Origin of the sequence: Tenacibaculum amylolyticum (genome assembly GCF_964511145.1) — a bacterium.
Lineage (GTDB): Bacteria > Bacteroidota > Bacteroidia > Flavobacteriales > Flavobacteriaceae > Polaribacter > Polaribacter amylolyticum.
Map to the genome: position 1 here is coordinate 1 of NZ_CAZEFZ010000075.1, position 14391 is coordinate 14391.

The 14391-nt window shown below is 31.0% G+C and carries 11 protein-coding genes; 9 read left to right on the forward strand and 2 right to left on the reverse strand.

What is annotated here, in order from left to right; genetic code table 11:
* Positions 1–446 precede the first annotated feature (446 nt).
* Together ACKTTC_RS17915 and ACKTTC_RS17920 are read left to right on the forward strand one after the other, a co-directional pair.
* Entirely contained in the window at positions 447–1241 is a 795-nt protein-coding gene (locus ACKTTC_RS17915) for an EcsC family protein (RefSeq protein ID WP_408041234.1), read from the forward strand.
* Between the two features lie 270 nt (positions 1242–1511).
* Positions 1512–1865 (forward strand): hypothetical protein, encoded by a 354-nt coding sequence (locus ACKTTC_RS17920; protein ID WP_408041235.1) that lies wholly within the window; start codon positions 1512–1514, stop codon positions 1863–1865.
* A gap of 29 nt (positions 1866–1894) precedes the next feature.
* Here ACKTTC_RS17920 and ACKTTC_RS17925 read toward each other — a convergent pair whose 3' ends face one another.
* Positions 1895–3199: an NAD(P)/FAD-dependent oxidoreductase gene (locus ACKTTC_RS17925; RefSeq protein ID WP_408041236.1), complete on the reverse strand. Its 1305-nt coding sequence runs from the start codon at positions 3197–3199 to the stop codon at positions 1895–1897.
* Between the two features lie 195 nt (positions 3200–3394).
* On the opposite strand from ACKTTC_RS17925, the gene ACKTTC_RS17930 reads away from it, so the two are divergent.
* Positions 3395–3823: a DUF7738 domain-containing protein gene (locus ACKTTC_RS17930; RefSeq protein ID WP_408041237.1), complete on the forward strand. Its 429-nt coding sequence runs from the start codon at positions 3395–3397 to the stop codon at positions 3821–3823.
* Position 3824: 1 nt separating this feature from the next.
* On the opposite strand, the gene ACKTTC_RS17935 is transcribed toward ACKTTC_RS17930, so the two are convergent.
* On the reverse strand, positions 3825–4580 hold the full coding sequence (locus tag ACKTTC_RS17935) for a helix-turn-helix domain-containing protein (protein ID WP_408041238.1): 756 nt from the start codon (positions 4578–4580) through the stop codon (positions 3825–3827).
* 227 nt (positions 4581–4807) lie between these two features.
* On the opposite strand from ACKTTC_RS17935, the gene ACKTTC_RS17940 reads away from it, so the two are divergent.
* The 6 genes from ACKTTC_RS17940 to ACKTTC_RS17965 all read left to right on the forward strand — a co-directional run bounded on the left by ACKTTC_RS17940 (position 4808) and on the right by ACKTTC_RS17965 (position 14306).
* A complete protein-coding gene (locus ACKTTC_RS17940) occupies positions 4808–5203 on the forward strand; it encodes a type III secretion system chaperone family protein (RefSeq protein ID WP_408041239.1) in 396 nt (131 codons plus the stop codon).
* A gap of 6 nt (positions 5204–5209) precedes the next feature.
* The gene (locus tag ACKTTC_RS17945) at positions 5210–5914 is read left to right on the forward strand and encodes a PspA/IM30 family protein (protein ID WP_408041240.1); all 705 of its coding nucleotides are present in this window, start codon (positions 5210–5212) and stop codon (positions 5912–5914) included.
* A gap of 93 nt (positions 5915–6007) precedes the next feature.
* The gene (locus ACKTTC_RS17950) at positions 6008–6766 is read left to right on the forward strand and encodes a hypothetical protein (protein WP_408041241.1); all 759 of its coding nucleotides are present in this window, start codon (positions 6008–6010) and stop codon (positions 6764–6766) included.
* 47 nt (positions 6767–6813) lie between these two features.
* Positions 6814–8883: a flotillin family protein gene (locus ACKTTC_RS17955; protein ID WP_408041242.1), complete on the forward strand. Its 2070-nt coding sequence runs from the start codon at positions 6814–6816 to the stop codon at positions 8881–8883.
* Positions 8884–8990: 107 nt separating this feature from the next.
* Entirely contained in the window at positions 8991–9407 is a 417-nt protein-coding gene (locus tag ACKTTC_RS17960) for a lipoyl domain-containing protein (RefSeq protein WP_408041243.1), read from the forward strand.
* Positions 9408–9449: 42 nt separating this feature from the next.
* Positions 9450–14306 carry a DNA repair ATPase gene (locus ACKTTC_RS17965; RefSeq protein WP_408041244.1) on the forward strand — a complete coding sequence of 1619 codons (4857 nt, stop codon included), beginning with the start codon at positions 9450–9452 and terminating at the stop codon, positions 14304–14306.
* Positions 14307–14391 lie beyond the last annotated feature (85 nt).

The window sequence follows — 14391 nt, forward strand, 5'->3', positions numbered from 1 at the left end:
TTTTTCACCTGTAGGATATTTAAAAAGTCCTTTTTCGATAATCCCGCTAAATTGAATAATTATAGGTGTCGGTTTTCCTTTGTTTGGTTCTTTTAAATAGAAATACATTTTGACAATTTTTAAAGGTTTGTAACAATTTTATATCTCAAAGCTAAGAAAAAAAAAGGGTAAAAAAAAGGGTAAGAATAGTTGTTAAGAAACTTTTATAAAGATACTCGATCTTTACAAAAAACAGAAATTTAGGAAATTTTAAAAACTCTACAAACCCCGTAAAACCTAAGAAAAAAGCACTTTTTTGTTACAAAAAGTTATCAGATTGAAAGGATTTTCACAAAAAGCAATTTTAACAAAAATCACCTTTTTCGGGTGATTTCCTGACTTTCAACTCTATTTTCAAATATTTTATATCTTTGAGTCTAAGAAAAATGATAAATTGCTACATATATATGAATACACCTTCTCTACAACTATCAGAAAAAGAACTTCAAGAGTTAAAAGAGGCTAAAATATTATTAGAAAATCCTGGTATTGCTATGAAAATTACCAATGCCATAGGAAGTCCTATTCAAAAAGGATTAGAGCTATTACCTAAAAACTGGTCTAGTACTGTAGGAAACGTAACTCAAAGTGCTTTATTAAAAGCTGCAAATACTGCTATTTTTACAATGGACAACAATACTGAAAAAAGCACCAATAATTTGTTACATAAAGTTGCTGTTGGTACAGCAGGTGCAGTTGGCGGACTATTTGGTTTACCTGGATTAGCTGTAGAACTTCCTATAACTACTACTATTATTTTACGTTCTATTGCAGAAACTGCACGTGCCAATGGAGAAAACATTAACGATCCTGCTACCAAATTTGCTTGTTTAGAAGTATTTGCTCTTGGTGGAAATACTACAGAAGAAACCACTTTAGAATCGGGATATTATGCTACGCGTGCTTTTTTATCTAATTCTATCGCTCAAGCTACTCGTTATGTAACTGAACAAGGAATTGTAAATGAAAGCGCTCCCTTTATTTTAACCATTATTGGTAAAATAGCAAAACGTTTTGGAATTCAAGTTACCGAAAAAGCATTAGCGCAATCTGCTCCTATTATTGGAGCTGCTGGTGGAGCTTTAATAAATACATTATTTATAAGTCATTTTCAAGATATGGCAAAAGGACATTTTATCATACGAAAATTAGAGCGTACATATGGTCCAGAAGCTGTTAAAGCCATGTATATTTCACTATAATATTTTTATTCTTTTCATATTATACTTTTTCCAAATGATATAAAATATGAATTAAAAGCCCCTTGTCTTCATATATAGCTTCTTAAAACACATAACTAAACAGGTCTAAACTTAAACCTACAACTACTTTTTTTGTTTTTATGAATATAGATTAATGCATATACATCTTTGAAGTAGTTACCTCATAAATTTATACAATCTCTTCGCTACAAATCTATATTCATAAAAAAGACTATCTTCGCGGCCAATTAATCCCTTAATTATCAATTCATGAAAATGTTAAAAAGCTTTTTAACTTTTTTATTTTTTACTTCATTCCTTCTTTTTACCAATTGTTCTGAATGCAATAATGAAAATCCAAGAGCCCGTATTACAAACATGGGAACTGAAGAAGTTAGTGTTGTTATTAACACTCCTTCTGGGGATACTGAAAACATTAGAGACTTAGAGCCTGGTAAATCATCTAAATTTAGAAGTTATAATATAGGAAACATTACCTATACCATCGTAACTGAAAATAACCAAGAGGTTGTGGAAACACTAAATGTAGATTTTTGTATGGATTATGAGGTTATTGTAAATGAAGACAACTCTATAGCTATAATCACAAGTTTTAGAGAATAAAAAAACTCCCAAAATGGGAGTTTTTTTATTTATGATTCTTGCTCTTCAAAAGAATATTTATTTCGCTTCTTATAAGGTCTTATAATCAATCTGGTTTCTCTATCAAATCGAATATAATTGTACACCCAATTCAAGAAAACTACTGCCTTATTTCTAAAACCAATTAATGAAAACAAGTGTACAAACATCCACACAAACCAAGCAAAAACTCCTTGAAACTTCCACTTATTTAAATCAACCACTGCTTTATTCCTTCCTACGGTAGCCATAGAACCTTTATCGTTATACGCAAAAGGTTTCATTGGTTTTCCTCTTAACTCAGCTAATATATTCTTCGCTAAAAGTTGTCCTTGTTGAATAGCTGGTTGTGCCATCATAGGATGACCATAAGGATATTTTTCGGACTTCATACAAGCAACATCACCTATAGCAAAAATTGTATCATGATGTTGTACTCTACTAAATTCATCTACCTTATACCTTTCTGCTCTCTCCACAACACACTCCGATTCTAATCCTTCTATTGCTGCTCCTTTCACTCCTGCAGCCCAAATTACTGTAGCTGCTCTAAAATTATCTGTACCATCCGTTTTAACCATATCTCCATCATAATCAAATACACGAAGATCTTTCCAAACATCTACTCCTAACTTTATAAGGAAATCCTCAGCTTTTTCAGAAGCTTTTGGACTCATTCCTTTCAATAAGCAATCTGCACCTTGAATAAGGTTTATCTTCATTAAACGAATATCTAAATCAGGATAATCTTTCGGTAAAATCCCTTTCTTCATTTCTGCTAAAGCTCCTGCTAACTCAACTCCTGTTGGTCCACCTCCTACAATTACAAAATTCATTAACTTCTTTCGCTCTTCTAAATCAGAAGTTAACAATGCTTCTTCAAAATTTTCTAAAATTAAACTTCTGATATTTAACGATTGAGGAATTGACTTCATTTCCATGGTATACTTTTTAATATTTGTACTACCAAAGAAGTTCGTTGTAGAACCTGTTGCAATTACTAAGTAATCGTAATGTAAATTTCCAATTGAAGTCTCAATCTCTTTCTCTTCTGAATCTATACCAGTTACCTCTGCTAATCGAAAAAAGAAATTTTCTATATTATTAAATCGCTTTCGTAAAGGAAAAGCAATACTATCTGGTTCTAATCCACCAGTGGCAACTTGATATAATAAAGGCTGGAAAGTATGATAATTGTGTTTGTCTAGCAATACTACTTGAAGTTCTTTTCCTTCTAATCCCCTAGCAACAGCTAATCCTGCAAAACCTCCTCCAATAATAACAACTCTTGGAAAACTGGTTTGAGGTATATTCATATGTCTGTGTTTAATTATTCTCTCCTACAAATTTAACCAAAATTTAGCTCTTTTTTAAATACAATTATTTTTAATATTCAAGAATAATAGCTTAGATTTTTATATATAATACAACTAAAAAAATAAACTTTTTCGATACAAGAAGCATGAATATTTTATAGTTTTACTTTCGGAAAGAAGAAATAAAAAAGAAGTATGTTAAACCTTTTTAAGAAAAAGAAACAGAAAGAGTTTATAATTCATTGTAATACGGACTCTTTACTGATTAATGACACAATGTTGGATTTTCCAACCAATCATGTTCGCTTAACAGCTATTTTTGGAGAACCTACCCGAAGAATAGCTTCTACCAATGAGTATTTAATATGGGACGATTATGGTTTTTCTTGCACTATACAAGGAGATAACACTATTCTATCTGTTAATGTATACCAAAGCAACAATGTAAGTGAGTATGTAGCTAAGAAACCCTTTACAGGTAAATTATATTTGGAAGACAAAGACATTACTTATAATGAATTTGGGAAAATTGGTTTGGGTAAGGTAGCAATACATCGTTTAGGCAGTGAAAACGAAACTCGTTTTGGCTTTAGCATAGGTATTAATAAAGATTATAAAGACTAGATTAGCCTCTATTCTTTAGTTTTAGAAGTTCCCTTTCAAGAAATAATAATTTATTTTCTACCTCGTCTCCTACTTCGGGCAGACGTTTTATAAAAGAATATTTAATTAGCCACAATTCTTTTATTGATGATTTTGGATAGTTCTTATCCTCTATATTTTTATGCGCTGCTTTAAAAATTACTTCATCACCTATAAAATAAATTTTCCTTAAAATTACTTCTTCATCTAGTACAGCAACAACTACTTCTCCATTTCCATAATCTACAAGCTCTTCTTTTGAAACATATTCAGCAATAACAATATCTTTTGGATACAACCCTTTATCATTATCTGTCATTTCTAAATTAGTTACTGCAAATGCTCTCAATGATTTCTCATCATCAATTGGTAAGTGAATAACCGGTAAATCCTCAATAAAAGATGGATTTTCAGCATAGCTACAATAATTAGTAATATTTTTTTCCGCTATATACGGTATTCCAACTAACTTCTCTTTTTCATCTAAAGCATGATTTAAAATTAAATCTTCTTTAAAACGTAGCAATTCATTAACTGTTAAATCTGAAGTTAGCAAACTGTCGATTGAAATGCTAAAATAATTAGCAATTTTAATAATTGTTTCAATTTTAGGTTCGCTCCTACCTTCTTCATAAGCTCCTAAGGTAGCTCTTTTTAAATCAAACAACTCTGCAAAAGACTTTTGACTCAACCCTTTAACTCCTCTAATTTTTTTAATATTTCTACCGAAAAAAGACATGTTTGCTAATTTTATTTGCAAATATTGAAATTATTTGTATCTTTACACTAACAATATTAGCTAATAAAAATCAATTTTGCTAATTTTTCTAGAAAAAGTAACACTAAACTATTAACAAATTTAATTATGATTCTTTTAACTTTACACTGTGCGATATTCTTAACATCAATGATATTTGCATAAAAGAAAACACAATTACAAAACTATCTAACTATAACTAATTGCTAATGAGTATTCATTTTGAAAAAACTAAAAATTATTTGCTAGAACTAAACTTTACGATTCGTAAAGAAATTCAATCTGAGGGGATTTTTGTTATTGAAAAAGAAAATTTTGGGATTAAAAACCTAATTATTGGAGTGGCTTATCCAATTTTAATTATGGAGCAATTCATATTTAAAGCAACTAAGCCAAACGAAGCTATGTTTAAAGCATTGCTTCAAAAAAATAGAGATATAATTCATGGAGCTTTTGTGCTAGATGAAACAGGAGAGCGTGTCATTTTTAGAGACACCTTACAATTAGAGAACTTAGACATTAATGAATTAGAAGCTAGTTTAAACTCTTTAAGTTTATTACTTAGTGAATATTCAGATGAGATTATAAAATTTTCAAAATATTAAAATACTATGAATTTTTTCAAAAGATTATTTAAAATAGGTCAAGCTGAAGCCAATGCTGCTCTAGATGGAATGGAAGATCCTATTAAAATGACAGAACAAGGAATTCGCGATTTAAAAATTGATTTAGAAAAATCGCTAGAATCATTAGCACAAGTAAAAGCCTTAGCTATTAGAGCAAAGAATGATGTAGAAGAATTTACATCTAAAGCCAATGATTATCAGCAAAAGGCTATGCTTATTCTAACCAAAGCAAAAAACGGTGATCTAAATGCTAAAGAAGCTGATGAATTAGCTAAACAAGCACTTGTTAAAAAGGAAGAAACCAATCAGCAAGTTGAAGCAGCTAAAAATGAAGCGCAAAGCTTTGATGAATCAGTTGCTAAATTAGAAGCCAACGTTCAAGAAATTAAAAACTCATTAAAAAAATGGGAAAACGAACTTAGAACTTTAAAAGCCAGACACAAAGTGGCTAAAGCTACAAAAAACTTGAATAAAGAAATGGCTGAGATTGACAGTTCTAGTACTGTTGCTATGCTAGAACGAATGAAAAGTAAAATTCAACAAGAAGAAGCCTTAGCTGAAGCTTATGGTGATCTTGCTAATGAAAATAAAACACTCGATCAAAAGTTAGAAGAGCTTACTGACACAACAAATCAATCAGCAGAAGAAGATTTAGCTGCTTTAAAAAAGCAGTTAGGATTAAACGATTAGTCAATAATGAATTACGAGTTGACAATTATCATTTTCTTCTTTTAATTAAAATTCGTAATTCATAATTTGCACACCTTAATAAATTAACTAGCTATGACATTAACTGACATTGTATTTTCTAATGTAAACATTACACTAACCATACTTCTAATATTACTGGTAACCTACTGGCTAATCACAATGATTTCTGGTATCGATTTTGACTTAGATGTAGATGTAGACATGGATATCGACATCGACGTGGATGCTGATGTGGATGTAGATGTAGACGCTGATGTAAACTCAGGAATTGAAGGAGGAAATATAGATTTTCATGATGTTTCAAACACCGAAGTAAACCCTGAAGACATTGTTGGTAAGAGAAAGAAACCATTAAAATGGTGGCAAATACTATTAATCTATTTTAATTTCGTAGGACTACCTTTCATGTTTACGTTTACATGTTGGATTTTTATATGGTGGATAATGACTACATTAAGTACAACTTTAACTCATAGTTATAATAGTACTTTTGGATTTCTATTAATGTTAGGTGGCTTTTTCCCTTCATTATTAGTTACAAAAATATTCACAACACCATTTAAAAGCTTTTTTAAGAATTTAAATCAAGACGGAGATGCTCCGACTGAATTAATCGGTAGGAAAGGAATTAGTTTATCTAATATTTCTAATGATAAACTAGGAAGTGCTGAAATTAAAGCAGATGACAAAACACTTAACATTTATATAAAATCTCTTAACGGTAAAGAGATCAAATACCACTCTTCTATTTTAATCATAAAAAAGAGTAATGACGGCTCGTTTTATTATGCTCAAAAATATATGGAAGAAGACATAGATATAAACTTTTAAAAACTAATTTTACAAATTATAAAAATCACTAAAATCAATTAATTACTATGACAGATTCAATTATTCAACTTTTAAGTATAGGTTTAGGACTAATACTTTTTATAGTCATTATTTATTTTGCGATAATCGCAATGTTCTATAAAAAAGTACCTCAAGGTCAAGCCTTGGTACGTACTGGTTTTAAAGGAACTAAAGTTGCTACAGATAGAGGAATGTATGTAGTTCCTGTTTTCCACCGAGTGGAGATCATGGATATTTCAGTAAAGAAAATTCAGATTGAGCGTATTGGAAACGACGGACTTGTTTGTAAAGATAATTTAAGAGCAGATATAAAAGTAGCTTTCTTTGTACGTGTAAACAATGAAGTAGAATTCATAAAAAAAGTAGCACAAACTATTGGGTGTGGAAGAGCTTCAGATATTGAAACGTTAGAAGAGTTATTTGAAGCAAAATTCTCAGAAGCTTTAAAAACAGTAGGAAAAAAGTTTGATTTCACAGAACTATACGAAGCTAGACGTGAGTTTAGAGATGAGATTGTAGATATTATTGGTACTGACTTAAATGGATATACCTTAGAAGATTGCGCTATCGATTATTTAGAGCAAACTCCAGTAAACTTCTTAAAGTCAGATAATATTTTAGATGCGGAAGGTATTAAGAAAATTACGGAATTAACAGCTGCACAAAATGTAAAAGCAAACCTTATTAAAAGAGATGAGGAAAAAGTAATTCGTAAGCAGGATGTAGAAGCACGTGAGGCTATTTTAGAATTAGATAAGCAATTAGCTGAGAAAGAAGAACAACAAAAAAGAGAAATTGCCAATATTAAAGCACGTGAAGAAGCAGAAACCTTAAAAGTTGCTGAAGAAGAGCGTTTAAAATCTGAAAGTGCACGCATTGCTACAGAAGAAAAACTTCAAGTAGCAGAAGAAAACAAACAACGTCAGGTAATTGTTGCAGAGAAAAACAAATTACGTACAGATGCTGTAGAAAACGAACGTGTAGAGAAAGATAGAATGTTAGAAGCAACTGAACGTGAAAGAATTGTAACCTTAGCACAAATTGAAAAAGAAAAAGTTGTTGAAGTAGAAAAGAAAAACATTCAAGATGTTATTCGCGATCGTGTAATGTTAGAGAAAGGTGTGGTAGAAGAGCAAGAAAACATGAAAGATATTGAAGCTTTCAAAACTGCAGATCGTGAGAAGCAAGTAAAAATTACGATTGCTGAAGCAAATGCTGAAGAATCTTTAATTAAACGTATTAAGCAAGCAGAAGCTGAAAAAGAAGCTGCTAAACAAAAAGCGGAAGAAATTAATATTGAAGCACAAGCTCAAAAAGAAGCTAGTGAAAAAGAAGCAGAAGCTCGTAAAACATTAGCGGAAGCAAAAGCTAAAGAGGAAGCAACTATTGGTATGTCTGAAGCGCAAGTTATGCACGCAAAAGCAGACGCTAATGAGCGTCAAGGATTAGTAGAAGCTACCATCATTGAGAAAAAAGCGAAAGCGGAAGCTGCTGGTATTTTGGCAAAAGCAGAAGCTATTAAAGAAGAAGGTTTAGCGGAAGCACAAGTAATTAAAGAAAAAGCGATTGCTGATGCTGCTGGAATTGAAGAGAAAGCAGAAGCAATGAAGAAATTAGACGGAGTTGGTAAAGAACACGAAGAATTCAAATTACGTTTAGAGAAAGAATTACAAGTAGACTTAGCTCAAATCCAAATCCAAAAAGATATTGCAGATGCACAAGCACAAGTTATTGGCGATGCTTTAAGAGCTGCAAATATTGATATTGTTGGTGGAGAAACGATGTTCTTCGATCAAATTATTGGACAAATTACTAAAGCAAAAGGAATCGACAGATTAGTACAGCATAGTGATAATATCCAGGATGTAAAAGATGCTATCTTAGGAAGTGATGATGTAAAAGGAAACCTTTTAGATAAAGTAAAAGACTTCGCTAATCAATATGGTATTTCTTCTGAAGATATTAAAAATTTAACAGTTGCAAATCTTTTAATGGACTTAAAAGATAGAGCTAACAATAGTGATGAAGAAGGATTATTCAGTAATCTTTTCAACCTTGCTAAAGGATTAGGGTTATCTGATAAGAAATTATCTTAATAAATAGAAACAAGAGTCTAGTATAAGACACTAGACTCTTATTTTGCTCAATAAAAATTTAATCTGAGTAAAAACCAAAACTTTTTTATTATTCTAGGGAATTTACAATGACTAATTTAATTACTATCCCTGATTTTTCTACTGAATTAGGTTCACCTGAAAAACCTATTTCTATAACCAAAATTACTTGGCTTAAGAAAGTTAACGATTTTGTTAAAAATGGTGATGCCATTTGTGAACTTGAAACAGATAGAGCAACCTTAGAACTTGAATCTTTTTATGATGGTTATATATTATTAACAAACAACAAAACAGAAGTTAGTTATAACGATGTTTTGTGTATCATTGGAAATAGAGGAGAATCTTACACACTAATTATTGATGATTATGAAAAAAGTAGAATCAATGAACGACTCAAACAACCGTCATATACAATTAAAAACTCTTTTGAATCTTTATCTAATGAAAAAGCAGATTTAGCTAAACGTTTTTTTAAATGGTTCATAAACCTTTTCAAGCAGTAAAAAACTCAACTTATTCACTCAGGTAACAACAGAAAATTGAACATGGAAGAAAACCAAAACAATCAACAATTAGACGGAGGAACATATGAAATCATTCAAGGTAGATTACAAAAGCAGAAGCAAGAACTACAAGAACGATTACATAAACTTAATGACGCTAGAAAACACGTTTTTGGTAATATAGAAACCAAATTAATTGCTAATGATAGAATCAATACTGAGAATAACTGTATTGCCAGAGATATTGTTTCTTTAGGAAATACTTCTATTTTCGGATATAATGTTCATTTTGGGCTACGAACAGACATCAAACTATCAGATGTATTTAGTGTATATGAATTCAAAGAAAATCATTTTCACGCACAATCTTTAGATCTTTTAAATGACCAAACATTTATAAACGATTTCACCAATCTTTATAAATACTATAGAAATACAATTTTCTCAAAATTTGCTATTGTTGGAAACTACTTACATATGGTTTTTCAACTAAGTGAAAATACCAATGACATTAAAACCTTTAAATGGTTAATTAATGATAATAAGCTAGCATATGTAGACAACAGAAGCGAACACGAATACAAGTTTCCTGCGCAACATGAATTTCAATGGCAAGAGGTTACAAGAGATATGCATCGCTATGGAACGCACTCTCACATCTCTATTTTAGATAAAATTTTTGTTGAAACTATTGGAGGTGACTTAACCATTAAAATTGAAGATAATACAGACGACGGAAAAGGAATTCTTTCTGAACCCGTAGAACATGTTGATCAAACCTTAGATGATGGTCAATTTAGATTTGGAGATTTAGGAAACTTAACAACATTAGAAATCAAACCTTTCCAAGAAGATCCACGTTATTTTGTCTACAATCATAAACTACAAGAAGTACAACGTATAGATAGTATTAAAGATACTGCTGTTCAACTTCCAGACGGTCATGGTATTATTTTTCCTAACGGATATTACCTACAAACAGGAGAACACAAAATCTTTGAAAGCGATGTTACAAAAGTAAAATTCCAAAAGAAAGTCAGCTCTCCCAATGGAGAAGACTTCTTATATGTATTTTATGCTACCATTCGTGGTTTATACATCTTAATGTCGTATAATATTATTGAGCAGGAAGTAAAAACACCAATTATCTGTAACGGTTTTACCTTATTAGAAAACGGTGAATTATGTTACTTCCGAACAGAAAACGAACAAACCAAACATCATGTAGTTCAAATATGGCAAACTCCTTATTTAAAAGGAAGTTTTATGCCATCGCAACATACAGATACGCTATTATATAAAATCGGTAATAAAGACATTGTAAGGGCCATGGCCGAATGTCATGAGCTGATCAATCTTTTAAATAAAGAAGATAATTATACAGGTTTATATAATGATATTGCGAAGATATCGAAAGATATAAACGATACCTATTACTGGCTTCCTGAAGCAGAAACACATCAACTAAATGAACCTATACTTCAAATTAATGAAGCCGCAAATGCTGCTATTGAAGAATTTGAAAAAGTAGTTCAATTAAAGAAACAAGCTGAGAAAGAAACCAAAATAATCAATCAGAAGTCTGATGAACTTTTTGGTAAAATTAAAAGCACTTCTTTTAAATCTATTGACGATTTTGTCGGTTTATTAAGTCAATTACGAAGTTTGCGTGGTGAAGTAATTAGCCTACATGATGTTCGCTATATACAAAAAACACATTTAGAAGCTTTAGAGGAACAAGTTGCAGAACAAAACAACCTCATCTCTAAACGTTGTGTTCAATTTTTATTAAATGACAAAGCTTTAGCGCCATATCACGAGCGTGTTGCTGAAAAAGAAAAAGCATTACCTGAGATAAAAAAGGTAGTTGAAGCCAAAGCTTTAGAACAGGAAGTAAATCAAATTACTACTGATTTAGAAATGTTGATTGATATTGTTTCGAATCTAGAAATTGAAGATACTTCTCAGTCTACAAAAATCATAGACAATATCTCATTGATTTTTGCCACACTGAATCAGTTAAAAGCAGGTATTAAAAACAGTATTAAAAGCTTAGGAAGTTCTGAAGCTAAAGCTGATTTTGTTGCACAATTAAAATTGATAGACCAAAGTATCATTAATTACATTGACATGGCTACAACGCCAGAAAAATGTGATGAATTCTTAACCAAAACCGCCATTCAACTTGAAGAATTAGAAGGGAAATTTGCCGATTTTGAAGAATTTATTGGTCAAATAATTGAAAAGCGTGAAGAAATTCATGCCGCTTTTGACACTAGAAAAAACAACCTAATTGAAAAACGAAATAAGAAAGCAGTAGCATTACAAACGGCTTCTGAACGTATTTTAAAAGGTGTCGCTAAAAAAGCACAGAGTTTTGATACCATTGAAGATATTAACGGTTACTTTGCTGCTGATTTAATGATTAATAAAGTTAGAGACATTGTTAATCAACTACGAGAGTTAGATGATGCTGGTAAAGCAGAAGCTATAGAAACACAATTAAAAGTAGCTAAAGAGGATGCACTTCGTAAATTAAAAGACAAACAAGAATTATACGAAGATGGTGAAAATATTATCAAGTTAGGAAAACATAAGTTTGGTGTAAATAAGCAAGTATTAGATCTTACTATTGTTTACAAAAATGAAGAATTATATTATCATTTAACTGGTACAGATTTCTACGATACCATTGAAAATGATATTCTTTTACAATCTAAAAAATATTGGAATCAAGAATTAGTATCTGAAAACAAGGAAGTATACAGAGCTGCTTATTTAGCCTATAAAATCTTTAAAAACATTTCTTCATCTGAATTACTTAACAAAACTGTTGAACAATTACTAGCTGTAGTTCAAAAAGAAAGTAGTAATTTATATTCTGAAGGTTATGTAAAAGGAGTACATGATGTAGATGCTAGCCATATTTTACACACCTTAGTTCATAAACATCATGAATTAGGACTCCTCACCTACTCGCCTTCCATTAGAGCTTATGCGCAATATTTTTGGAATGCTTTACCAGAAGCAGCGCAAGCCTTGTTAAATTCAAATATAAAAGCATCTGGTGAAGTTTTACATGTATTTCCTAACAGCGATTCTTTCTCTTTTATCATTGAAGATCTAAGTAAAAAAACAGCAGATTTTGCTATAGAAAGCGCATTATTTCCTGAGAATTTAAGTACAATTATTGCTACCTACTTATTTGAAGAGTTAAAAGAAAATAACACCTTCCAAATAAGTACAGATGCTGCTGGCTTAAAAGAGGAATTTGTTAAAACGTTAAAAAAGCAAGACGCATACCATAAGTTTAAAGCTGGAATTGATAAAATTGAAAGTTATACTGATAAAATCAATTTAGCAAAACAATGGATTAGTTCTTTCCTTTCTACTAAAGAAAAGCGCACACAAACTTATATTGATGAAATTGTTTGTATGTCACTTTTTGAACACGAAGCAAATACTTCTATCAAAGCAGTGCATCCTACAGAAAATATTGAGCAATTAAAAGGTGATCATGCTTCCATTACTGAAGGCGTTTTTGTTTTTAACTATCATGATTTTATTCGAAAATTAGATGAATTTACAACCGTAGAAGTTCCTAATTATATTCGATATAAAGAAGCGAAACAAGCAATTACAGAGCAGTTAAAAGAAGATTTAAAGCTTGAAGAATTTAAACCTAGAGTATTATCTTCTTTTGTTCGTAATAAACTAATTGATCAGGTATATTTCCCTTTAATTGGAGATAATTTAGCGAAACAATTGGGAACTGTTGGCGATAATAAACGTACCGACAGAATGGGAATGTTATTACTAATTTCTCCTCCTGGATACGGTAAGACTACGTTAATGGAATACATTTCTAACCGTTTAGGTTTGGTATTTATGAAGATTAACGGTCCTGCTATTGGTCATGAAGTTACTTCGGTAGACCCAATGTCTGCAAACAACTCAGCTTCTAGAGAAGAGTTAAAGAAATTGAATTTAGCTTTTGAAATGGGTGATAATGTAATGTTATACTTAGACGATATTCAGCATTGTAATCCTGAGTTCTTACAAAAGTTTATTTCGCTTTCAGATGGTACTCGTAAAATTGAAGGTGTATTTAATGGAAAACCGAAAACCTACGATTTACGCGGAAAGAAATTCTGTGTAATTATGGCCGGAAATCCATATACAGAAAGCGGAGATCGTTTCCAAATTCCAGATATGTTAGCCAATCGTGCCGATATCTATAATTTAGGAGACATTATTGGAGATACAGCGCATTTATTCAAATTAAGTTTAATTGAAAACTCGATGACTTCCAATCCTGTGTTACATCAATTAAGTAGTAAATACTTTGAAGATGTGTATACCTTAATTGATAAAGTAGAAAACAATACTGCCGATGTCAACCTAAAAGGAAATCACACAAAACAAGAGATTCAAGATTACACTGCCGTATTAGAAAAAGTAATTACGGTTAGGGACACCGTTTTAAAGGTAAATCAAGCTTATATCCAATCGGCTGCAATGGAAGATCAGTACCGAACAGAGCCTTCCTTTAAATTACAAGGTTCGTATCGTGATATGAATAAATTAGTTGCTAAAATCGTTCCGATTATGAATGATGATGAATTGCAACGTTTGTTATTATCACACTACGAAAGTGAATCCCAAACCTTAACCTCTGCAGCAGAAGGAAACTTATTAAAATATAAAGAATTAATTGACCAGCTTTCTGAGGAAGAAACAACACGTTGGAACAGTATTAAAGAAATATTCTTAAAGAATAACAAGCTAAAAGGATTAGGAGATAAAAACGAAATGGCACAAATATTAAGTCAAATGATGGTATTCTCTGAGAACTTAGAGGGAATTAAAGAAGCTTTGTTGAAAGGATTGGAGAAGTAGTCTATCTTTTAATTAATAACACATCAAATAGAAAAGAAGTAGTCTTAATTAATTGACTACTTCTTTTCTGATTAAATTATTTTAA

Coding starts and splice junctions, on each gene's coding strand:
- ACKTTC_RS17955 (WP_408041242.1), top strand. CDS start 6,814: ATGACAGATTCAATTATTCAACTTTTAAGTATAGGTTTAGGACTAATA.
- ACKTTC_RS17960 (WP_408041243.1), top strand. CDS start 8,991: ATGACTAATTTAATTACTATCCCTGATTTTTCTACTGAATTAGGTTCA.
- ACKTTC_RS17915 (WP_408041234.1), top strand. CDS start 447: ATGAATACACCTTCTCTACAACTATCAGAAAAAGAACTTCAAGAGTTA.
- ACKTTC_RS17920 (WP_408041235.1), top strand. CDS start 1,512: ATGAAAATGTTAAAAAGCTTTTTAACTTTTTTATTTTTTACTTCATTC.
- ACKTTC_RS17945 (WP_408041240.1), top strand. CDS start 5,210: ATGAATTTTTTCAAAAGATTATTTAAAATAGGTCAAGCTGAAGCCAAT.
- ACKTTC_RS17930 (WP_408041237.1), top strand. CDS start 3,395: ATGTTAAACCTTTTTAAGAAAAAGAAACAGAAAGAGTTTATAATTCAT.
- ACKTTC_RS17965 (WP_408041244.1), top strand. CDS start 9,450: ATGGAAGAAAACCAAAACAATCAACAATTAGACGGAGGAACATATGAA.
- ACKTTC_RS17925 (WP_408041236.1), bottom strand. CDS start 3,199: ATGAATATACCTCAAACCAGTTTTCCAAGAGTTGTTATTATTGGAGGA.
- ACKTTC_RS17950 (WP_408041241.1), top strand. CDS start 6,008: ATGACATTAACTGACATTGTATTTTCTAATGTAAACATTACACTAACC.
- ACKTTC_RS17935 (WP_408041238.1), bottom strand. CDS start 4,580: ATGTCTTTTTTCGGTAGAAATATTAAAAAAATTAGAGGAGTTAAAGGG.
- ACKTTC_RS17940 (WP_408041239.1), top strand. CDS start 4,808: ATGAGTATTCATTTTGAAAAAACTAAAAATTATTTGCTAGAACTAAAC.